Source organism: Exiguobacterium sp. SH4S7 (assembly GCF_004336795.1).
In the GTDB taxonomy this organism is placed as follows: domain Bacteria; phylum Bacillota; class Bacilli; order Exiguobacteriales; family Exiguobacteriaceae; genus Exiguobacterium; species Exiguobacterium aurantiacum_A.
Genome location: NZ_SJUT01000002.1, coordinates 45375 through 67050 on the forward strand (window position 1 = coordinate 45375; position 21676 = coordinate 67050).

Annotated in this window: 25 protein-coding genes; 2 read left to right on the forward strand and 23 right to left on the reverse strand. The window is 52.5% G+C overall.

What is annotated here, in order from left to right; translation table 11 throughout:
• Positions 1–12 precede the first annotated feature (12 nt).
• From aroA to prsW, 18 genes are all read right to left on the reverse strand, one after another.
• The gene (gene aroA / locus EVJ29_RS04330) at positions 13–1263 is read right to left on the reverse strand and encodes a 3-phosphoshikimate 1-carboxyvinyltransferase (protein ID WP_131489822.1); all 1251 of its coding nucleotides are present in this window, start codon (positions 1261–1263) and stop codon (positions 13–15) included.
• Positions 1263–2312, reverse strand: coding sequence for a 3-dehydroquinate synthase (locus EVJ29_RS04335; protein WP_131489823.1), 1050 nt, complete (start codon positions 2310–2312; stop codon positions 1263–1265). Before EVJ29_RS04335 ends, aroA begins: the two co-directional genes overlap by 1 nt.
• Positions 2306–3469, reverse strand: a complete 1164-nt coding sequence (gene aroC / locus EVJ29_RS04340) for a chorismate synthase (protein WP_131465238.1) — start codon at positions 3467–3469, stop codon at positions 2306–2308. Before aroC ends, EVJ29_RS04335 begins: the two co-directional genes overlap by 7 nt.
• A gap of 10 nt (positions 3470–3479) precedes the next feature.
• Positions 3480–4259 carry a CheR family methyltransferase gene (locus tag EVJ29_RS04345; RefSeq protein WP_070327943.1) on the reverse strand — a complete coding sequence of 260 codons (780 nt, stop codon included), beginning with the start codon at positions 4257–4259 and terminating at the stop codon, positions 3480–3482.
• A 116-nt stretch (positions 4260–4375) separates the two neighbouring features.
• A complete protein-coding gene (ndk, locus tag EVJ29_RS04350) occupies positions 4376–4792 on the reverse strand; it encodes a nucleoside-diphosphate kinase (RefSeq protein WP_131489824.1) in 417 nt (138 codons plus the stop codon).
• 91 nt (positions 4793–4883) lie between these two features.
• A complete protein-coding gene (locus tag EVJ29_RS04355) occupies positions 4884–5819 on the reverse strand; it encodes a polyprenyl synthetase family protein (protein WP_236633389.1) in 936 nt (311 codons plus the stop codon).
• Positions 5820–5849: 30 nt separating this feature from the next.
• Positions 5850–6551: a demethylmenaquinone methyltransferase gene (locus EVJ29_RS04360; protein WP_035386712.1), complete on the reverse strand. Its 702-nt coding sequence runs from the start codon at positions 6549–6551 to the stop codon at positions 5850–5852.
• Between the two features lie 20 nt (positions 6552–6571).
• The gene (locus tag EVJ29_RS04365; RefSeq protein WP_071399652.1) at positions 6572–7144 is read right to left on the reverse strand and encodes a heptaprenyl diphosphate synthase component 1; all 573 of its coding nucleotides are present in this window, start codon (positions 7142–7144) and stop codon (positions 6572–6574) included.
• Positions 7145–7271: 127 nt separating this feature from the next.
• A complete protein-coding gene (locus tag EVJ29_RS04370; RefSeq protein ID WP_198010937.1) occupies positions 7272–7547 on the reverse strand; it encodes an HU family DNA-binding protein in 276 nt (91 codons plus the stop codon).
• Between the two features lie 107 nt (positions 7548–7654).
• Positions 7655–8356 carry a hypothetical protein gene (locus tag EVJ29_RS04375; protein ID WP_201738990.1) on the reverse strand — a complete coding sequence of 234 codons (702 nt, stop codon included), beginning with the start codon at positions 8354–8356 and terminating at the stop codon, positions 7655–7657.
• Positions 8357–8368: 12 nt separating this feature from the next.
• Positions 8369–8548, reverse strand: a complete 180-nt coding sequence (locus tag EVJ29_RS04380) for a DUF2768 domain-containing protein (protein WP_233589594.1) — start codon at positions 8546–8548, stop codon at positions 8369–8371.
• A 116-nt stretch (positions 8549–8664) separates the two neighbouring features.
• Entirely contained in the window at positions 8665–9693 is a 1029-nt protein-coding gene (locus EVJ29_RS04385) for an NAD(P)H-dependent glycerol-3-phosphate dehydrogenase (protein ID WP_131440198.1), read from the reverse strand.
• A gap of 17 nt (positions 9694–9710) precedes the next feature.
• Complete coding sequence (gene der, locus EVJ29_RS04390) at positions 9711–11021, reverse strand: ribosome biogenesis GTPase Der (protein ID WP_035386714.1); 1311 nt, start codon at positions 11019–11021, stop codon at positions 9711–9713.
• Positions 11022–11150: 129 nt separating this feature from the next.
• Positions 11151–12299, reverse strand: coding sequence for a 30S ribosomal protein S1 (gene rpsA / locus EVJ29_RS04395; RefSeq protein ID WP_070327437.1), 1149 nt, complete (start codon positions 12297–12299; stop codon positions 11151–11153).
• Between the two features lie 141 nt (positions 12300–12440).
• Positions 12441–13064 carry a lysophospholipid acyltransferase family protein gene (locus EVJ29_RS04400; protein WP_131443335.1) on the reverse strand — a complete coding sequence of 208 codons (624 nt, stop codon included), beginning with the start codon at positions 13062–13064 and terminating at the stop codon, positions 12441–12443.
• Positions 13061–13738 (reverse strand): (d)CMP kinase, encoded by a 678-nt coding sequence (gene cmk, locus EVJ29_RS04405; protein WP_070327439.1) that lies wholly within the window; start codon positions 13736–13738, stop codon positions 13061–13063. Before cmk ends, EVJ29_RS04400 begins: the two co-directional genes overlap by 4 nt.
• Positions 13739–13812: 74 nt before the next feature.
• Positions 13813–14478, reverse strand: a complete 666-nt coding sequence (locus tag EVJ29_RS04410) for a flagellar brake protein (RefSeq protein WP_131465242.1) — start codon at positions 14476–14478, stop codon at positions 13813–13815.
• A 19-nt stretch (positions 14479–14497) separates the two neighbouring features.
• Positions 14498–15154 (reverse strand): glutamic-type intramembrane protease PrsW, encoded by a 657-nt coding sequence (prsW, locus tag EVJ29_RS04415; protein ID WP_070327441.1) that lies wholly within the window; start codon positions 15152–15154, stop codon positions 14498–14500.
• 108 nt (positions 15155–15262) lie between these two features.
• On the opposite strand from prsW, the gene EVJ29_RS04420 reads away from it, so the two are divergent.
• Positions 15263–16234, forward strand: a complete 972-nt coding sequence (locus EVJ29_RS04420) for an asparaginase (protein ID WP_070327442.1) — start codon at positions 15263–15265, stop codon at positions 16232–16234.
• A 28-nt stretch (positions 16235–16262) separates the two neighbouring features.
• Positions 16263–17273 carry a YpdA family putative bacillithiol disulfide reductase gene (locus EVJ29_RS04425; protein WP_131465244.1) on the forward strand — a complete coding sequence of 337 codons (1011 nt, stop codon included), beginning with the start codon at positions 16263–16265 and terminating at the stop codon, positions 17271–17273.
• Between the two features lie 76 nt (positions 17274–17349).
• On the opposite strand, the gene EVJ29_RS04430 is transcribed toward EVJ29_RS04425, so the two are convergent.
• The 5 genes from EVJ29_RS04430 to EVJ29_RS04450 all read right to left on the reverse strand — a co-directional run bounded on the left by EVJ29_RS04430 (position 17350) and on the right by EVJ29_RS04450 (position 21653).
• On the reverse strand, positions 17350–18618 hold the full coding sequence (locus EVJ29_RS04430; protein ID WP_070327444.1) for a Glu/Leu/Phe/Val family dehydrogenase: 1269 nt from the start codon (positions 18616–18618) through the stop codon (positions 17350–17352).
• Positions 18619–18765: 147 nt separating this feature from the next.
• The gene (locus EVJ29_RS04435) at positions 18766–19683 is read right to left on the reverse strand and encodes a D-alanine--D-alanine ligase (protein ID WP_070327445.1); all 918 of its coding nucleotides are present in this window, start codon (positions 19681–19683) and stop codon (positions 18766–18768) included.
• 96 nt (positions 19684–19779) lie between these two features.
• Positions 19780–20361 (reverse strand): adaptor protein MecA, encoded by a 582-nt coding sequence (locus EVJ29_RS04440; RefSeq protein WP_131440208.1) that lies wholly within the window; start codon positions 20359–20361, stop codon positions 19780–19782.
• A gap of 60 nt (positions 20362–20421) precedes the next feature.
• On the reverse strand, positions 20422–21279 hold the full coding sequence (locus EVJ29_RS04445; RefSeq protein WP_131504755.1) for a MerR family transcriptional regulator: 858 nt from the start codon (positions 21277–21279) through the stop codon (positions 20422–20424).
• Positions 21280–21449: 170 nt separating this feature from the next.
• Positions 21450–21653: a hypothetical protein gene (locus tag EVJ29_RS04450; RefSeq protein ID WP_070327448.1), complete on the reverse strand. Its 204-nt coding sequence runs from the start codon at positions 21651–21653 to the stop codon at positions 21450–21452.
• Positions 21654–21676: the final 23 nt, after the last annotated feature.

Sequence of the window (21676 nt, forward strand, 5' to 3'; positions counted from 1 at the left end):
CAGGTATTGCCGTTATTCTATCTCACGACCGAGCCGTTGTAAATCGTCACGAAAATGAGGGTAACTGATTTCAGAGGCTTCGATCCCGTCGATGACGACGGGTTCGTCGATCAGTAAAGCTGCCACTTGTAGCATCATCGATAGACGATGGTCCGCATGCGAGGACACATGACCAGCCTGAAGCCGGCTCGGGAAAACGCTGAACCCGTCTTCGGTCTCGCGGATATCGACACCGAGCGCCGCGAGCTCGCTCGCGACCGTCTTGATCCGATCGGTCTCTTTCACACGCAGTTCACCCGCATCCTTTACGACTGACGGGCTCGACGCCTGCGACGCGACGAGAGCGAAGAGTGGGAGTTCATCGATTTGTCGTGGGATGGCCTCGCCTTCGAGCGTCACCCCTTGAAGTTCGCTCGTTGTCACCGTCACATCTCCGACCGTCTCTTCCCCGAGTGGTCGCAGCCGAGTGATCTCGACGTTCGCTCCCATACGCTCAAGTGTTCGTAAAAAGCCGATTCTCGTCTCGTTCAAACAGACGTCGGTCGTCGTCACGCGGCTGTTTGGGACGATGGCGGCCCCGGCCCAGAAGAAAGCAGCCGACGACGGGTCGGCTGGCACGTCGACTGTCGCCCCGTCGAGGTGACTTGACGATAGCCGGATCGTCCGCACGCCATCTTCGTTCGTGATCTCGACTCGTCCACCAAACAGCGGCAGCATCCGTTCCGTATGGTCGCGTGACAGCATCGGTTCCCGGACAATCGTCGTCCCGTCAGCGCGAAGACCGGCCAATAGGATAGCCGACTTCACTTGCGCGCTCGCGACCGGTAACGTGTAATCGATCCCGCTCAAGCGCCGCCCCTTGATCCGAACAGGGGCGAATTCGCCGTCGATGTCGGCCCCCATCTGTCGAAGCGGTTCGGTGATGCGACGCATCGGCCGTTTCGAGAGCGAGTCGTCTCCGACGAGCGTGAACTCACCCGAATATCCGGAGACGAGACCCGAGAGCAGGCGCATCGTCGTCCCCGAATTCCCGCAGTCAAGCGTGGCCGGAACGACTGACGCGACACCTTCGATCCGGAGCCGCTCGTCGAGTTCTTCGACGCTTGCCCCGAGACTACGGACCGCATCGATCGTCGAACGGCAATCTGCCCCAAGGAGCGGATTCATGACGACCGTCTCCCCGCTCGCTATCGCACCGAATAAGATCGCGCGGTGCGTGATCGACTTATCACTCGGTACGCGAATCAATCCATTCAACCCCATCAGAACCACCCTTTCAACTGTATGTATGCTTCAGCAAGCCGCTCGGACGGCACCGCCTCAACGGTAGCCGCTTCACCGAGCAACACGAAACGGACTTGTCCATCCCGATTTTTCTTATCGAGCCCCATCACCGTCAAATACGTCTCGAACGGTTTCCATTCAACCGGGCTGACGCGGCGCGCCCGCATCCAAGCGGCGAGCTTACTGGCCCGATCCGTGTCTCCTCCGACGAGAAAGGCGTATACCATGCCGTACAGCACCGCCTCCCCGTGTGACAGTCGATACCGTTCGACCGACTCTAAAGCGTGCCCGAACGTATGACCAAAATTGAGCCACGCCCGGACACCGTGTTCCCGTTCGTCTGCCTCGACGACGACACGTTTCACTTCAATCCCGCGCGCAAGCCACATTTCCCAGTCTAGCGTACCAACTGACAACGCCTGAAACAGTTCGTCCTCGAATGAAGCAGCGAGGACGTAACGTGACAAGTAAGCATGTTTAATCAACTCACCGAGCCCGCTCAAGACGTCACGATTGCTCAGCGTCTCGAGACGGGACACGTTATAATGCACACCGATCGGTTGATAAAACGCACCGATCGCATTTTTAGACAGCGGGTGGTTGACGGCGACTTTGCCACCGATCGCTGAATCATGGGCGAGCACCGTCGTCGGTACTTGGATGTAACGGACCCCTCGCATATACACACTCGCAAGAAAACCGGCCAAGTCCCCGATCATGCCCCCGCCAAAAGCGACGACGAGCGTGTCGCGGTCACAACGTGCGGTCAACCCATCTGTCACGAGTTTTTCAACGGTCTCGAGTGATTTCGAGCCGTCACCCGGCGTGACGACCGACCAAACGATCTGCGGATGGATGCCGGCTAGACGTTGTTTGAACACCTTACCGTGTAGCGCATCCACCGTCCGGTCTGTAATGACCCATACCGTCGAGCAAGCCGGGAAATAATCCACGCGGTCCAACCAGGCGTCGCTGTGTTCAATCGACACGTCATAAGGGACTGATGCGTCAACATGAATCGTCACCACGACCGGATTTCCTCACGATACGACTCGACCCGCGACTGAATTCGTTTGACGGTGTCGTGTCCGAACGTCTCACACAACTCACGCGCGAGTTCGAACGCGACGACCGCCTCGACGACAAGTGACGCAGCCGGGACAGCACAAGCGTCACTTCGTTCGATTTGAGCGAGGAACGGCTGTTTCGTATCGATATCGACCGATTGCAACGGTTTGTAGAGCGTCGGAATCGGCTTCATCACGGCACTGCAGACGATCGGCATCCCGGTCGTCATCCCTCCTTCAAAACCGCCTAGATGGTTGCTCAGTCTCGTATACCCGGACTCGTCATAGGCGATCGGGTCCATCACTTCCGATCCTGGACGGTACGCCATGTCAAATCCATCGCCAAAGGCAACCCCTTTGATGGCGTTGACGCTCATGACGGCGCGAGCGATGGCCGCATCGAGCTTGCGATCATATTGGACGTAAGAACCCAACCCTGGGATGACGCCATGCACTTCGGTGCAGACGACGCCGCCAAGTGAATCTCCGGCCGCTTTCGCTTCATCAATCAAACGCATCATCGCTTCACCGGACGTTTCGTCAGTCGTGCGTACGGGTGACGCCTCGATGACGGTCCGTAGTTCTTCGAGTGCTGCGTAGTGCTTCGGCGCGGACTCGATGCCGCCGATCACTTTCACATAGCTGACGAGCGACATGCCGACTGCGTCGAGCAACTGTTTGCTGAGCGCACCGACAGCGACGCGGGCCGCCGTCTCGCGGGCACTCGAACGTTCGAGCACGTCCCGAAGGTCTCGGTGGTCATACTTAAGACCGCCGACAAGGTCAGCATGTCCCGGACGAGGCCGAACGACCCGGCGCTTGATTTCAAACTCGTCGTCGACCGGCTCTGCCTGCATGACGTTCCGCCAATGCGCATGGTCTTTGTTTTCAATCCAAAACGAAACAGGGGCTCCGGTCGTCATCCCATGACGAACCCCAGCCCTCACCTCGATTTTGTCTGATTCAATTTGCATTCGGCGTCCACGGCCATAGCCCGACTGACGTTTCGCCAACTCGCCGTTGATTGCCTCGACGTCGACGCTTAAGCCGGCCGGGACTCCTTCGATGATGACGGTCAATCCCGGTCCGTGTGACTCTCCCGCTGTCAAATAACGCATATGCGCCACCTCACTCCTCAAATTTTTCGTAGAAGAAACTTTGTTTCATCTTGTATCCGTAACGCTTCGGCTGGAAGATTTGTTCAGTCCCTCCGACGAAGAGGACCCCGCCCGGACGAAGCGAGCGGTGGAACGACTTGTACACTTTCTCTTTCGCCTCTTCCGTAAAGTAAATCAAAACGTTTCTACAGACGATCAAGTCAAAGTTACGTTCGTAGACGTCAGCGAGCAAGTTGTGCTTTTTGAACGTCACGAGTTTTTTAATCTCGTCCGAGACAAAATAGTCGTCATCTCGACGGGTGAAATAACGATCTCGAAACTCAGGCGGCAAATCGACGAGCGCCCGTTCATGATACTTCCCTTGTTTCGCTTTTTCGATCACCAAGTCATCTAGGTCAGTCGCTGTGATCGTGAACTGGGCGGGTGACAAATGCTTCGACAATAACATCGCAAGTGAATACGGTTCTTCTCCCGTCGAACAAGCCGCGCTCCAGACCCGGAGTTTCCCTTGGCTTCTACGAATGAGCTCAGGCAACACGTCCGTCTCGAGCTGTTGCCAGCGGACCGGGTTTCGATAAAACTCACTGACGTTGATCGTCATCCGGTCTAAAAATTCGTCGTACAAACCTCGGTCTGACTCCATCGCTTTAAAATACTCGATAAATGTGGCGTAGCCCTTCTTCTCGCGGAGCGCGACCATTCGTCTTTTCATTTGTGCTTCTTTGTATAAATTCAAGTCGATTCCAGACTTTAAATAAAACTTTTTTACGAAGATCGCATAATCATTTATCACCAGTTCTAACCTCAATTCTTTCTCTTATCCTAGATCATGTCGTGTCCGAACATACGAAAGCGCTTTAATGCAAATAGAAAAAGGGACAGGAGGCCCCGTCCCTTTTATCGTCATCAAACGTGTGATGTTTCAGTGGCGAACCAGAGCGATAATTCTCTCTCGGCACTTTCCACGCTGTCTGAACCATGGATGACGTTTTGTGACATTGTCGAGGCCAAGTCGCCACGAATCGTTCCCGGCTGCGCGTCGAGTGGGTTCGTCTTGCCAATCATCAACCGAGACACGGCGACGACGTTCTCGCCTTCCCACTCCATCGCGACGACCGGACCTGACGTCAAGAATGCGACGAGTTCTCCAAAGAACGGTTTTTCCTTATGTTCCGCATAGTGCGATTTTGCAACCTCAACTGACGGCGTCAGCATTTCGAGACGGTTCAACGTGTACCCTTTGTTCTCGAAACGTGTGATGATTTCCCCAATCAAACCACGCTTCACCCCGTCAGGTTTTACCATTAAAAATGTCTTTTCCATACCCCTAGTCCCCCTAAATCAATATGTGTACCATGTACTTTATCAGTTTACACGGTCATCTTCATTTTTGAAAGGGTTTACAAGGTGTGAACTACCATTTTCGTTTGCCGATATATTCGGCAATCTCAATCAACGACCGTTTGTCTTGAATATCCGGCAGTGAATCGAGTCGCTGAATCGCCCGACTCACGTAACGGTCGATCGTGCGTTGACTTCGTTCAAGCGTACCGTTCCGTTGCACTTCGCGGACGAGCGTCCGGGTCATCTCATCGTTCGAGGCGTTCGTGACTTGCTGCAACCGCTCATAAAACACAGGATCTTCTGATGAATAGAAGAGCGGCAATGTTTTATGCCCATGCTTCAAATCTTCACCGACGGGCTTACCGAGTTGAAAACTCTTCGCCGTGAAATCGAGCAAATCATCCGTCATCTGAAACGCCATCCCGATATCGTAGCCGAACAACCGAAGTTGTTTGACGACGTCAGGTGACGCCCCGGAGACGACGGCCCCGGCCGCGCAACTCGTCTCGATCAAGAGTGCCGTCTTCCGGGCGATCCGGTCCAAGTACCGCTTCGGGGATTGCGCCCAGTCATATTGGTCTTGAATTTGATTGATCTCGCCGATACAGATCAGTTCCATCGTCTCCGCCATGATTTGCATCACTTCCGGGGAATCGACTTCGGACACGAGCCGAATCGCTTCCCCGAACAACGTATTACCGGTATACATGGCGACGCTCTCGTCATATCGTTCCATCACGGTCGGTTTTCCGCGGCGCAGTGTCGCGTCATCGATCACATCATCGTGAACGAGTGACGCCATATGAATCAGCTCGAGGCTCGCCGCAACTTTCGTCAGACGAATATCATTCCCAGTCCCAAATCCGGCACTGAGCAATACGAACGCCGGACGGATCCGCTTCCCCCCGGCATCTAGCAATTGTTTCGATGCGGCTTCGATCACCGGATGTTCCGTGTGGACCCGCGTCGACAAAAACCGATCAATCTGTTCGATTTCTCGGTTCATGTGGCGATAAAGTCGCTTTAAAGACATCGTTCACCACTTCTTTCCTAGGTGCATGGCGCACGCACCACCGGAAAACGCCTTGACTTCGACTTGCTCGAACCCGGCTTCTTCAAACATGCGCTTTAACGTCAACCGGTCAGGGAACTGATCCGTCGATTCTTGCAGCCACTTGTATTGATCATACGACCCGGCAAACACTTTGCCGAATAGCGGCATGACTGATCCAAAGTAAAATTTATAGAGCCCGCTGAATAGTGGTGCCGTCGGTTGGCTCGTCTCGAGACAGACCACTGTCCCGCCCGGTTTTAAGACGCGGTGCATCTCCCGGAGGACCGTCATATAATCCGGTACGTTCCGAAGGCCAAATCCGATCGTCACATAGTCGAATGAATGATCTCCGAACGGCAACTCCATCGCGTTCCCGTGAATGAGTTCGATCATCGGATAATCAGCCACTTTCTCGTGTCCGACAGCGAGCATATTTTCAGAAAAATCGAGTCCTTTGACGACCCCGGTGTTTCCGGCCGCCTCGGCGAGTTGAATCGTCCAATCGGCCGTCCCGCAGCAAACGTCCAAACATTTTGCGCCGGGGAACACTTGCATGCGCCGCATTGTCGCTCTGCGCCACCATTTATGCAGACGGAAACTGATGATCGAGTTCATCGTATCGTAGCTTGGCGAGATCGTTTGAAATACTTCATATACTTTTTGCTCTTTCTCTTTCGGTTGCAACACGTAACACCCTTTCCGTTCTAAGCGACAGCATGCGCGAGTAGTGTCGATAGCTGTTCTCTTTTTTCTTGGCGCAGTTCTGTTGCCTTCTGTTCGATGATTTCTTTCCCGTACGATGTCAAATAAGATTGACCTAGCAGTTCGGAAAACGTTTTGATTAATCCGAAGTTCGCTTCCATCCACGTCACAACAGCGACGTCCGTCCCCAAGGCGAGTGTGCACTTCGCGCCGTTCACAAGCTGCACGGTTCGACCGAAACGGTTGCTATAGTCCGCTGGAAACATCGCCAATATTTTATAAAATTGAGCCGAGGCGTAATCTCCGGCGAGCACTTTAAGTTGCCGTTCAAGGGACCCGTTCGGGCACTCCTTCACTTGATCGTGCAGCTCGAGTGCTTGATGGGCAAAATAAGTCGCGAGCACGAGCTGTCGATGTTGATGCGATTCGAGTTCAATCATGTCGATCATCCAACGAAGTAAAGGCATGTCGACTGCGGGTACAATCTCGTGTCTCGTCAAATACGGATGAGTCATACGTTGTTCGATTTGACGAGCAAGGTCGGTGACAACGCTTTCGTTTGTCAACTGTTCCATGCTATCCCCCCTCGTCCTCTTCGTTGTCATTCTGACATAGTATAGCACATTTTTGTCACATTCACGCCATGTGAACTTGCTTTCAACTACAAAAAAAGCCGCCTCTCGGCGACTTATGTATTGCTCATTATTTGACCGCATCTTTAAGCGCTTTACCTGCTTTGAAGGCAGGAACTTTGCTTGCAGGGATTTCGATATCTTCTTTCGTACGTGGGTTGCGACCTTTACGGGCAGCACGTTCACGAACTTCAAAAGTACCAAAACCGATCAATTGAATTTTCTCACCGCTTTGGAGTGCTTCAGTGATTGATTCAAACGTTGCTTCTACGATTTTCGTTGCGTCTTTTTTAGACACATCTGCTTTCTCGACAACTGCGTTGATCAATTCAGTTTTGTTCATCACGATTCACCTCCTCTCACAGAGAGTTTACGGGATTAATCATATCGTACAAACGTTGATATGACAACATTTTTTAAGCGAAAAGGTCATAAGCGGACACCTTGCTCGACTCAATTGTTTAAAAACTCGACCTCACCTTGGTCATTAATCGTATACCCTTGCGAATAAGCCGGAGCGAACGGTGCGTCATCGTAGAGCAAATAACGAATATCCTCTCCTACTTTCGGCTCGGCATCCGTGTTCTCGAGCACGGCTTCGATGTCAGCCCGGTAATCGACGAACAATTGACCAGTCCCATCCACATAGATCGGCAACTCGTTTTCCGTGTATGGGCTCGGGATGAACGGTTCTTCGGAGACGAAAACGAGGTCGTAATCGATCGTAAACTGATTCTTGCCGAGCGAACCTTTGAACGGATATTTCCCTTCTTTGACTCGGAACGAGTTGATATTCGTCTGCAGTTGTTGGAGGCGCTCGGTCACCCGCAAGTCAATCAGTTTGACCGTCGGCTCTGTCTCGGCGTCGACAAGGACGTATAAGAACAAGCCGCCCCCTTCGAAACTGTTTGCCGGCGGATCTGCCAAATAACCAGGGACGAGGCGGCTAAACTCGATCGGGTAACGTTCCATCAGCGGCGTCTCGGCCGGCTTTGTTTTGATCGGTAAGACACCGGTCGTCTCTTTGAACGAGTCGACCGCCGTCTGGACCGATTGCAACTGGTCCTCATAAGGCACGTTGTCGACCCGATTTGTTTCCGGGAACATACATCCGGCGAGCAGCGTCGCCGTCGCCAAACTGACGGCTAATAACATTCGTTTCACGGTTTACCCTCCTGTCGGTCCAGAAGCGACCACATAAATCATAATGATCGTTCCGAATAGAAAAATCACGAATGCGACGACTCGAATGAGCACCGCAAACCAGCCTGAAAGTTTCGTGTGGCTGACTGCCACCATGAGCGCAGCGACGGCAAACGCCCCAATCCCCGCAAATGAAATCCACATCTTGATGAGTGACGGTGTCACGTCTATCCCCTCGACTTTCTCTATAAATCTTACTCCGTAATTTAGTGTAGCAAAAAAAACAAAGGAACTGAACGAAAACGTCAGTTCCTTTGCTGTTATTCGCCCTCGAAATGGAAAACTTCTTCCATTTCATGTTTTTGCGGGCGTCTCATCAACTTTTTCACTTCATCATGCGGACTTTTTCCTTCGAACAGCACGTTGTAGAGCGCTTCCGTGATCGGCATGTCGACGCCGGCTTCGCGGGCAAGTGTATGCGCTGCTTCACAGGCACGCACACCTTCGACGACCATACCCATCTGATCGAGTACGTCTTCAAGCTTCTCCCCACGTCCGATGGCGTTACCAGCTCGCCAGTTTCGGCTGTGCTGTGACGTCGCGGTCACGATCAAATCACCGATCCCGGTCAAGCCCGAGAACGAGGCCGGGTTGGCGCCGAGTTTGACACCGAGCCGAGCGATCTCGACGATGCCGCGCGTCATGAGGGCAGCTTTCGCATTGTCGCCGTATCCGAGCCCGTCGGTCATCCCGGCGGCAAGGGCGATAATGTTTTTAAGCGCGCCCCCGTATTCCGCTCCGATGACGTCAGAGTTCAAATAGACTCGGAACTGATCGTTTGTGAGCAGTTCTTGAATCTCATCAGCGACAAATAAATCCTCACACGCGATGGTGATCGTCGTCGGTTTGCGGACGGCCACTTCCTCGGCGTGGGTCGGACCCGTCAATACACCGATGGCTCGACGTTTTGACGGATCGATCTCTTCAGCGATGATCTCAGACAACCGCTTATGCGTCTTCGGTTCGATCCCTTTTGCGGCATGAACGATCGTGACCGGTTCCGTGAGCAGATCGTTCACTTCACGGGAAACCGGACGAATCGCCGAGCTCGGGACGACGAGGAAAATGATCGAGCAATTTAGAACCGCCTCTTTCAAATCGGTCGTTGCCCGGATCGACGCCGGAAGCGGCACATCTTTCAAGTAAGTCGAATTCGTATGCGACGTGTTGATCTCATGGACGTGATCTTCCTCACGTCCGTAGAGCACGACGTCGTGTCCATTGTCAGCGAGGACGAGCGATAATGCCGTTCCCCAGCTTCCTGCACCAATGACAGCTACTTTTGCCATGTGAGGCACCCCCATTACTAGTTTTTCTGACGAGCCACGATGTGAATCGGTGTACCAGTAAAGTCAAACGCGCGGCGAATCTGGTTATCTAGATAACGTTTGTACGAGAAGTGAAGCAACTCGGGATCGTTGACGAACAACACGAACGTCGGTGGCTCGATCGCCACTTGCGTCGCATAGTTGATCTTGAGTCGTTGTCCTTTGTCCGTTGGTGTCGGGTTCATCGCGACCGCGTCGACGATGACATCGTTCAACACGCTCGTCGAAATACGCTGACGGTGTGATTCGGCAACTTGATTGATGACAGGAAGAAGCGTTTGCAACCGCTTCGACGTGAGTGCCGATAAGAATACGATTGGCGCGTAGTCGAGGAATAGGAATTCCTTGCGGATCTTCTCTTCCATCTTCTTCATCGTCTTGTCGTCTTTCTCGACAGCGTCCCATTTGTTGACGACGAGCACGATCGCTTTCCCTGCTTCGTGGGCAAGTCCTGCGACGCGTTTGTCTTGCTCGATGATGCCTTCTTCACCGTCGATGACGACGAGGACGACGTTCGAGCGTTCAATCGCCTTTTGGGCACGCATGACACTATAACGTTCCGTCGATTCGTACACTTTGCCGCGCTTACGCATACCGGCCGTATCGATGATGACGTACTCTTGTCCATCACGAGTGAACGGTGTATCGATCGCATCGCGCGTCGTTCCGGCGATCGCCGAGACGATAACACGTTCTTCACCGAGAATCGCGTTCGTCAAACTCGATTTCCCGACGTTCGGGCGTCCGATGAGCGAGAACTGAATGACATCTTCGTTGTATTCGTAATCGTCTTTGTCCGGCGCGAGTTCGAGGACACGATCTAACAGATCACCAAGACCGAGTCCGTGTGTTCCCGAGATCGGGAACGGGTCGCCAAACCCGAGCGAGTAGAACTCATACATGAGTTCACGCATCTCGAAGTTATCGACTTTGTTGACGGCAAGCACGATCGGCTTGTTCGAACGGAACAACAAGTTCGCGACTTCTTCATCCGCTGCCGTGATCCCTTCACGACCGTTTACCATGAAGACGATGACGTCCGCCTCATCGATCGCGAGTTCGGCTTGATGACGCATCTGAACGAGAAGCGGCTCATCGCCGACCTCGATCCCGCCTGTGTCGATCAAATGAAACTTTCGGTTCAACCACTCACCCGTACCGTAAATACGGTCGCGTGTAACTCCCGGTTTGTCATCGACGATCGATACGCGATCACCGATGATCCGGTTGAAAATCGTGGATTTCCCAATATTCGGGCGGCCTACGATGGCCACTGCTGGAATTCCCATATAAACACCTCTTTAACTTTCATTCAAAAAATTATCGTTCTTATTTGCAACTGTACAATTATAGCACAGTCGAATATTAGTGACCATACAAAAAGAAGCGGGAGTATGACTCCCGCTTGAACGACCGTCTTATTTAGAATCGTCCGAGGCGTTCTCACCTGTCAGTTCAGATACAGAGAATCCGCCTTGATCGCTATATTCGTCAAGCAGCGACTGCTCTTCATCATCGCGTGAACCGTCTTCTGATTCGAGTGCACGCATCGACAATGAGATTTTCTTCTCATCGAGATGGACGTCGAGCACTTTCACTTTCACTTCTTGTCCTTCAGACAAGACTTCAGATGGCGTCGCGATGTGTCGGTTCGCAATCTGAGAAATGTGGAGCAACCCTTCGACTTGCGGCGCGACTTCGACGAACGCACCAAACGTGACGATACGTTTGACTTTCCCCGCGATCACGTCCCCAGGTTGAATCTTGCCTTCAACCGATTCCCACGGTCCCGGTTGCGTCTCTTTGATCGACAATTTCACTTTTTCATTGTCGAGGTCAAGACCAAGTACTTTCACTTTCACTTTGTCACCTTCTGTGACGACATCACTCGGTTTTTCAACACGACTATGAGCCATCTCAGAAATATGGACGAGACCGTCGACGCCGCCGATATCGACGAACGCACCAAAGTCAGTTAGACGTTGGACGGTTCCTTCGATAATTTGACCGACCTCGAGCGATTCAAGCGTTTCCGCCTTCTTCGCACTCATCTCTGCCTCTGCCACCGCTTTATGCGACAAGATGACGCGATTTTTTTCGCGGTCCATCTCGACGACTTTAACCGTAATCGGCTTATGCAAGTATGATGAGAAATCTTCGACGAAGTGGTTTTCTACGAGTGAAGCCGGGATAAAGCCGCGGATGCCGATATCGACAACAAGACCGCCTTTGACCTTATCTTTCACCATGACTTCAAATACTTCGCCCGATTCGAATTTTTCAACGATTTGATCCCAAGCTGCCTCGGCATCTACGTCTTTCTTCGATACGACAACCTCTTCATCCGTGACCTTTTTCACTTTGACACGGATTTCGTCGTTGACATGGAGTGATTCGTTTAAATCGTCTAAATGCATGCTTGATACTTCGCTGATTGGCAAAATCGCCTCGGTTTTGTAACCGATATCAATTAACGCTTGCTTGTCCTCGATTTTGACGACGATACCGGTCACGATTTGACCTCGATTAATTTCAAAATCAGGCATATCTTTCATTTCTTCGACCATTCCAACACTACCCCCTCACGATGAGTACAAAAAGGAGCGCCCTAAGGCGCTTAACACCTAGTATAAACTTCTTATAATTCGACAGATTTGTCAAGGTGTTATCAGGTTTGTTCCTCTGATTGCAACAGATTAAACCTGAAATTAGCGAACGTTCTGTGAATGGGTCATGTACAGTTCGGCGATTGTCGCCATGATCAAATCGGCGGCGTCTTGGGCACTCGCTTTGTCCGCTTTCAGTTGCGAGAAGTCGATCGGCTCGCCGATGACGACCTTCAACTTCGAACGGAACTTGTATTTACCGATGATCGCGATCGGAAGGACGGCAGCGTTTGAACGGAGGGCGAAAAAACCGACACCCGCCTGCGCCTTACCGAGCGATCCGTCTTTCGAACGGGTCCCTTCCGGAAAGATCGAGATGACCTCGTCCTCTTTCAACTTCTGAAGAACAGTACGTAGCGCTTGACGGTCCCCTTCCCCGCGTGACACCGGGATTTGCCCGGAGCGTGTCAAAATCCGTTTTAAAACCGGGACATCGAACAGCTCTTTTTTTGCAAAAAAACGAATTGGCCGTTGCTTCGGCATGGCACTGGCCAACAAGACCGGGTCCCAGTTCGACTGGTGGTTCGAACAGACGATGATCGAGCCGTCCTCAGGTACATTCTCACGACCGACATACTCGACGCGGAAGCTGAGCAGACGCATGATTCGAACGACGCCGACCGTTAACCGATACATCCCGAACGGGCCGTTGTTGAGCGGCTTCATCGTCCGACCACCTGTTCCATGAGCTGTTCAACAGCCGTGACGACACCATCGATCGACAAATGGGTCGTGTCGAGGAAGTGGGCGTCATCCGCTTGACGGAGTGGAGCGACGACGCGCTCCGAGTCCCGTTTATCACGCAAGGCGATCTCTTGTTTCAATTGTTCGAAATCGCTCGGGAGACCCTTTGACACGTTCTCCTCGTGGCGACGACGGGCACGTTCCTCGACGGTCGCGGTCATGAACACTTTCAAGTCTGCCTCAGGCAATACGTGCGTCCCGATGTCACGACCGTCCATGACGATGCCGCCGTCCCGAGCCAAGTCCCGTTGTAAATCCATAAGTGCGTCCCGGACCTCAGGCTGTCTTGCGACAAAACTGACGTTGTTCGTCACTTCACTCGTCCGAATGACTTCGGTCACTTCCTCGTCACCGTCAAACACGCGTTGCCCGCTCTCGCTCGGGACGAGACGTAACTCCATCTTGCCGATCATCTCAGCGAGGGCGGGGCCGTCTTCTAATCCGACGTGTTGCTCGAGCGCGCGATATGTGACAGCCCGGTAGATTGCCCCGGTATCGATGTACACGTAACCTAACTTTTTAGCGAGCGTTTTAGCGATTGTGCTCTTGCCGGCTCCTGCCGGCCCATCTAATGCGATTTGTAGCGGTTTAGTCATAAAAATTGGGTATCGGCTCATTCCGATACCCACCTCCTCTCGGTCGTTTGTTCCGAGAACATCATACCAGTTTTTTAACGTGAAGAAAATACGGAGCCGGTCCGTTTTCTGGCTTCGAGCTGGGCCCGGAAACAATAACGTAAAATCGTCTCCTGATCACGAGGCGTCAAATCCTCAAAACAAAGTGACAGCTCGTGCTTTACGGCCTGCTCTTGAACCCGGACGAGACGGCTCTTGACGCGGAACGTCTGGGGTATCCCTCGCTCGTCCTCAATCCGGAATACGACGATGACCGACTCATCGACGTCGACCGGCGAACGGTTCGCCACGACACGCATCCCGCCGGCCGACACGTCTAGTGACGTCGTCTCGAATGACGGAAACGCTTCGCCGTCTGCCGCGAGCACCGTCACGTTGATCATCTCCGGCACGCGCAAGTACTCGCGACGTTGGACGCGCTTGATTTTTTTCTCATCCGGCAAGTTAAACGCATAGCGAAGCGTCAGCTGGGCGTCACTGATCCGTTTCGTGACGACTGAATCGAAAGCGTACAGTTGATCTTCGCCTTTGAAAAAGTACAAACGCATCGGTTCATCCTCATGCAAAAAAAACGTCTTTAGCGTCGCAATCTCGCTCGGAGATTCGATCCAGACGACACCGCCGTTAATGGCAGCGATTTTCGTCTTCCCTTCGTTTCTCCCTTCAACTTCAACTCGTAACTCTTGACCAACTTTTAACATGAACCCGTTCCCCTTTTATCTATTTGTATTGACGACGATTTGATCGATTTGCAGTGCGGACGAGCAAGAGCGCGACCATCCATAAAATGACGATATAGAGCACGGCCGGCACCTTGTTCGTCGATTCAACGAGTAAGATATAGTCAAACATTCCGTGTAGCAACGTTGCCGACATGACAGCGGTGAACAGCCAAAACCGTTCATGCGCGGAGTGTTTGGCCCGACCGAGACAAAAGCCCATTGCCACGGCGAAGAGCGCATGGCCGCTCACCGGTAAGACGGCTCGCCAAATCGCAATCTCGAGCGAGTCATAAACCCACAAGTATAGAAAATTCTCCAACGTGGCAAAGCCGAGTGAACAGGCGACCGCATAGAGAATCCCGTCGTAGTAATCATCAAAAACTTTATGTATGTATATTGTATAATAGATCATGAACCATTTAAAAAATTCTTCTAATAGAGCGGTGGCGACGAACGCTTGCCAAAACGGGCCGACAAGGACCCCTTCTTCCACAAACGCATATTGGACGAACATGATCGGAAAGACAAGAATGGCACCGGCGACAAACGAACGAATCACATAGCCGAGCGGTTCCGCTTCCAACTCATGCCGTAAATAGAAGTAGGAAAGAAGGGCGAATCCTGGCGCAACCGCAGACAAGGCGATTGCAATCATGATGCATCTCTCCTTTCTATCGTTAAGCATACACTGAATAAGCCGAAAGAAAAAGTAGCTAACGCCTAGAAAATGGAAGAAAAGGACAAAAAAAGTTGGAGGTCGACTATGAATCATCTATTACTCATCCATACCGGCGGCACGATCGCGATGTCGCAGACCGGTTCGGGCCACGTCTCACCAAGTGAGGTCAATCCGATTGACGCGACGTTGCCGAAAGCGACCGACATCGCAAAAATTACGACGAAGCACTTCTCAAACATTCCGTCTCCTCATATGACGCCCGAGAAGATGCTCGAGCTCGCCCAGTTCATCGCACAGCAGTTGACGCAAGACACGTATGACGGCGTCGTCATCACCCACGGGACCGACACGCTCGAGGAGACGGCGTACTTCCTGCAGATCACGCTCGGTGCCCCCGTGCCGATCGTCTTGACAGGAGCGATGCGCTCGTCGAACGAGATCGGGTCGGACGGCGAGTTCAATCTCATCACGGCGCTCCGGGTCGCAAGGAGCGAAGCCGCACGGGGCAAAGGGGTGCTCGTCGTCTTCAACGGCGAAATCCACTCGGCGTTCAACGTCACGAAGACGCACACCTCTTCCGTCGACACGTTCAAATCGGTCCACTTCGGAAACGTCGGGATGGTGACGAAGGACCACGTCCTCATCTACAGCCAACCAACAACGAGACAGCCGAAGATGATTCCAGCGATCACGAAACGAGTCGCCGTGTTGAAAGTTGTCGCCGGCATGGAACCTGACTTGCTAGAAGCCGTGCTCGACCTCGGCTACGACGGGCTCGTTCTCGAAGTGCTCGGTCAAGGAAACGTTCCACCGTCGATCGTCCCGGCACTCGAACGACTCGTCGACCACATCCCGGTCGTCATCGTCAGCCGCTGTTTTAACGGTATCGTTCAAGACGTGTACGGGTATGAGGGTGGCGGTAAACAACTGAAAGAGATGGGCATCATCTTCTCGAACGGTCTCAATTCGCAAAAAGCACGGCTCCGTCTTCTCGTCGAGCTCGAATCAGGCTCGTCGCAACCGGTCATGGAACACAGCTTCAGCTTCCAGCAGTGACTTGCCATCTCAGCCTTCGTTCCATACAATGAGGGATGAGGTGATTTCATTGGACAAACACGCGATCATTGTCGGCGCCGGCCCGTGCGGCCTGTCGGCGGCAATCGAATTAGAACGGGTCGGTATCTCGTGCACGATCATCGAACGAGGCAACATCGTCGATGCGATTTACCGCTATCCGACCCATCAGACGTTTTTCTCATCAGCCACTTTGCTTGAAATCGGGGATATCCCGTTCATCTGTAAAGACTTAAAACCACATCGCCAAGACGCGCTCGTCTATTATCGTGAAGTCGTGAGCCGGACCGGGCTTGTCGTCAAACCGTTCGAGACGGTCGAATCGATCGACCGTCGTGCCGACAAATTCATCGTCCGGTCCCGTCACGACCGCCACGGCGTCACAGAACGCCTTGCCGACTTCGTCGTTCTCGCGACCGGGTACTACGGACGGCCCCGCAAGTTAGACGTCCCGGGAGAAGAACTCCCGCACGTGACCCATTATTTCAAAGAAGCACATCCGTTTTATCGGCAACACGTCACCGTCATCGGCGGAAAGAACTCGGCGGTCGATGCGGCCATCGAACTCGAGAAAGCCGGGGCATACGTCACGGTGCTCTACCGCGGTGACGGCTATAGCCCATCGGTCAAACCATGGGTACTACCCGCTTTCGACTCCCTCGTTCGTCATGAAAAAGTACGTCTTGAGCTCGAGGCCGAGATCATTCGCATCGAACAGGACCATGTCGTCTATCGACAACATGGCGAAGAGAAACGGGTCGCAACGGACCACGTCCTCGCCATGACCGGTTACTTGCCTGACCATGGGCTGTTCTCGGCAGCCGGTGTACTCGTCGACGACGAGACCGGCATCCCGCAGTTTGATGAGGCGACGTATGAGACAAACGTCGATAACCTGTTCATCGCCGGCGTCGTCGCGGCCGGGAACGATGCCAACAAAATCTTCATCGAAAACGGCCGTTTTCACGGCCAAGCGATCGCCGAAGCGCTTCGGGAGCGCATCGGTGTGACATCGTCATAAACTTGTTCAACTAAAATGAGGAAGGACCCGACTGCGGGTCCTTCCTCATTTTGCGATGTTCATCGGCAAGTCGCCATCACACCCAGCCACGGAAGCGTGAGGCCTCCGCCATTTTACGGACACCGACCATATAGGCAGCGAGACGCATGTCGACTTTCCGGGCTGATGATGTGTTGTATACCGTATTGAACGAATGGACGAGCACTTTTTCAAGCTTCGTTTCGACTTCTTCTTCCGTCCAGTAATAACCTTGATTGTTTTGGACCCATTCGAAGTAAGAGACTGTCACGCCACCGCTTGAAGCGAGGACGTCAGGGACGAGCAAGATGCCGCGTTCTGTCAAAATACGCGTCGCTTCGTTCGTCGTCGGTCCGTTCGCCGCCTCGACGATGATCGATGCTTTGATGTTATCGGCGTTATCTTCAGTGATCTGGTTCTCGATCGCGGCCGGGACTAAAATGTCACAGTCGAGCTCGAGCATCTCTTTGTTCGAAATCGTGTTTTTGAACAGTGTCGAGATCGTCCCGAACGAGTCGCGTCGATCGAGCAAATACGGGATGTCAAGTCCGTTCTCATCATAGATCGCGCCATACGCGTCACTGACAGCGATGACTTTCGCTCCCACGTCGTGCATGAACTTCGATAAGAAGCTGCCGGCGTTACCAAATCCTTGGACGACGACGCGCGCGCCTTTCAACTCGATCCCACGGCGAAGCGACGCCTCCCGGATCATGATGGCGACACCTTTTGCCGTCGCCGTCTCGCGACCGTGTGAACCACCGAGCACGAGCGGCTTACCGGTGATGAAGCCCGGTGAGTTGAATTCATCGATACGGCTGTACTCATCCATCATCCATGCCATGATCTGCGAGTTCGTAAACACATCAGGCGCCGGGATATCTTTGGTCGGACCTACGATTTGGCTGATCGCTCGAACGTAGCCGCGGCTCAACCGTTCGATTTCACGGAAACTCATCTCACGCGGATCGCAAACGATGCCCCCTTTACCGCCACCGTAAGGAAGGTCGACGATACCGGCCTTCAGGCTCATCCATATCGACAGCGCCTTGACTTCTACTTCCGTCACGCTCGGGTGGAAGCGAATCCCACCTTTCGTCGGGCCGACAGCATCGTTATGTTGCGCCCGATAGCCAGTGAAGATCTTCGTCGAACCGTCGTCCATGCGGACAGGGATACGCACGGTCAGCATCCGAAGCGGCTCTTTCAACAGCTCGTACATCTCTTCTGGATAACCGAGTTTCTCGAGCGCCTCGTGGACAACTTCCTGTGTCGATTCAAGGATGTTTTTTCGTTTTTGATGACCTTTTTCTTGATCCGTAATCATGAAGGTTTCCTCCCCTAAATTGTCAATTCTCCCCCAAGAATCAACCTCGTATTCGTTTAAAAGTATAGCCGATAAGCAAGCATTTTGAAAGGGTTTCACAAAAATAATGAAAGCGTTTTCTAAAAAGCAGAGAAGGGGAATCCCTTCTTATTTTTCTAAGGCGAGCGCGATGAAACGCTCTAGCAATTCACCATAAGAAATACCGGCGACGTTCGCACTGTCCGGGAACAAACTGAGCGGCGTCATCCCCGGGAGCGTGTTCGTCTCGAGGATGTAGGCCAATCCTTGCTCCGACACTAAGAAATCAGAACGTGAATAGCCGCTGCAGCCGAGGGCACGGTGCGCCTCAATCGCGGCCGCTTGCACTTCTTTCGTCAACGCCTCCGGCAACTCCGCCGGACAGACGTGAATCGACCCGCCTTCCGAATACTTAGACTCGTAGTCGTAAAATTCATTCTTCGGGATGATCTCGATGACCGGGAGGGCGTGCTCGTTCCCACGGTTGCCGAGCACCGGAACGGTCAGCTCACGACCTTTGATGTACTGTTCGACCAACACGGCCGTATCACATTGGAACGCCTTGGCGATGCCCGCCCGTAGCATCGACTCGTCGGTCGCGATCGTCAGTCCGTTCGAAGAGCCTTCTTGCGCCGGTTTGACGACGCAAGGAAACTCGCCGCCCCATTCGGCCACTTTCAAATCGAGGTCATCCCCTGCTTGGACGAGGACGTCACGGGCGACACGAATACCTGAAGCGGCGAAAATGATTTTCGCGCGTGCCTTGTCCATCGCGAGAGCCGAAGCCAAGACGCCCGACCCTGTATAAGGGAGCTGCGCCATCTCGAGGAGCGACTGGACGCGACCGTCTTCTCCATACTTGCCGTGCAGGGCACTGACGACGACGTCTGCTTGAAGCGTCAATAACTCTTCAGCCCGATCCGGGTGAAAATCAATGGCCACGACTTCATGACCCCGTGCCTCTAACGCTTCGATCATACCTTTACCACTCGTAAGCGACACTTCACGCTCACCCGATACTCCACCATATAAAACAGCGACTTTCATCATATCTCTCCTTCAGCTAACTTCTCAAAAATTCAAGTTTTATCATACCATGTGTCAGCTGAAAACAATAGAAACAGAATAGTAAAAAAGCCGTACTTACGCGAACGTATCGTACAGCTGTTTCACTGCTTGTTCAGTTTGGATGGTCTTCCCGTACTCCATCATGAGATACGGGCTGACGGTCGTCGTCTTGCCATATTCAGACAGGATGGCGGCGAGCCGTTCCTCGACTTGCGGTTTGAGAACTTCTACAAAATGTAAGTAGTAGCGGCCGTCATAATGATAGAGTGCCCCACCTTGGTCGGTATCTTGCATATGCGGAAACGCACAAATCGACGCATTGATCACGTCTTCAATATCGTCAAACTGATAAATCAAATGGTGGATCACATCGATCGTCAAGCGAATCTCGACTTGTTCTTGATCCGACTCCGCGACGACCGTATCGACTTTTTGAACATCGATGACGAGTCCATCGCGTGGAAACATCGTCACATTCAAGTCGACAGCACCTTGCGGCATGAACCCATATTCGGCCTCGGCCGTTTCAAGCAATTCCCGCCATAGTTCTTGACCGCTCTCTCCGACAATCGTATCGATGGCAATCCCTCGAATCGATAAGTCGCTCGCAGTCAAGTATACCCTCAAATGTTCTTTTGTCTGTTTTTCAAATCTCAAACGAAAACCTCCAAAGAAAAATCATTCTACTTAATAAGCTACTCCCGTTTTGTCGACCTGTCAAATGGTTGACAACCACTCATTCCAAGCTTCGGGCGTATCTCCTAGAAACGCTCCTTCAAATTGCGACGCTTGTTGACTGACGGCGTATCCACCCGCACCGATGACGAGGTCTGGATGCTCCGCTTGAATGTAACGCATCGCTTCTTGAAGATTGGCAATGTGCTCAGTCAACGTACATGAAAAGATTAAACATTTCGCGTCGATATCATGGAGCGCTATGCTCAAATCCTCTTTCGGGAACCCCGATCCGAGGAAAATGACGTCAAAGCCGTATTGTCTTAAATAGAGTGTCACGAACAAAAGGCCGATTTCATGCATTTCACCCGGGGCGCAGACGCAAATGATCCGGGGCAAAAATGGATTCATCGGCATTTGAAGAGACAACGTCGACAAGCGGGCTCGAAAAAAGGACGTCGCAAAGTGTTCGTGCGCGATCGTGACCTTCCCATTTTCCCAGCGTGTGCCGATATCCATCAGCAACGGGCTAATGATATCTTTCGTCACTTTTTCAAAACTGAACGTGTTGAAGGCACGGTTCATCAAATCGTGCGCTTTCCGTTCATCAAATTTGAGCAGCGCGTCCATTAATCCATCCTTCAATTCTTCGTCGTAGAGACGAGCGGGCTTCGGCCTCGGCGCCTCGTGAAGTTGCTGAATCGCTTGCGAGACGGTCAACCCTTCCCGTTGTTTTTCAACGACCCATTTGATTTTTTCGACGTCTTGGTCGGAATACAACCGGTGACCCGAATCGGTCCGACTCGGCTCGATAAACTGATAACGACGCTCCCAAGCCCGAATCGTCGTCGGGTTCACACCGGTCAGTGACGCGACCGTCTTGATGGAGTACTTCGGCATAGCAGCCCTCCTCTCCTACAGGTTCTTCTCTTTAAGTATAGACCCATCATTTCAGCTTTACCTGTTTTATTGTGCAAATTTGTGAGAAACAGGTGTGACTTTTCCAATTCAAGTAAACATCGCGAGGATGTTGAAACAAAATAAAAAAATACGGCGTCTCCACCGTATCATCAGAAAAATAATGTATGACGTCCTATATATAAAAATGCGAGGATAATCGCAAACATCGTCAAAGTCAGCATCATAGCCAGCGGTCGTTTCAACCAATTATCATTCAATTTTTCTTTCCGCTCGTGCTCTTGCCGTTCCGACCGAGACGGCAACGTGTCCACGACTTTTTCACGAAGAGAATCTGCTTGGTTTCGATGTCGCAACGTGTGCCCTCCTTTACCTTTTT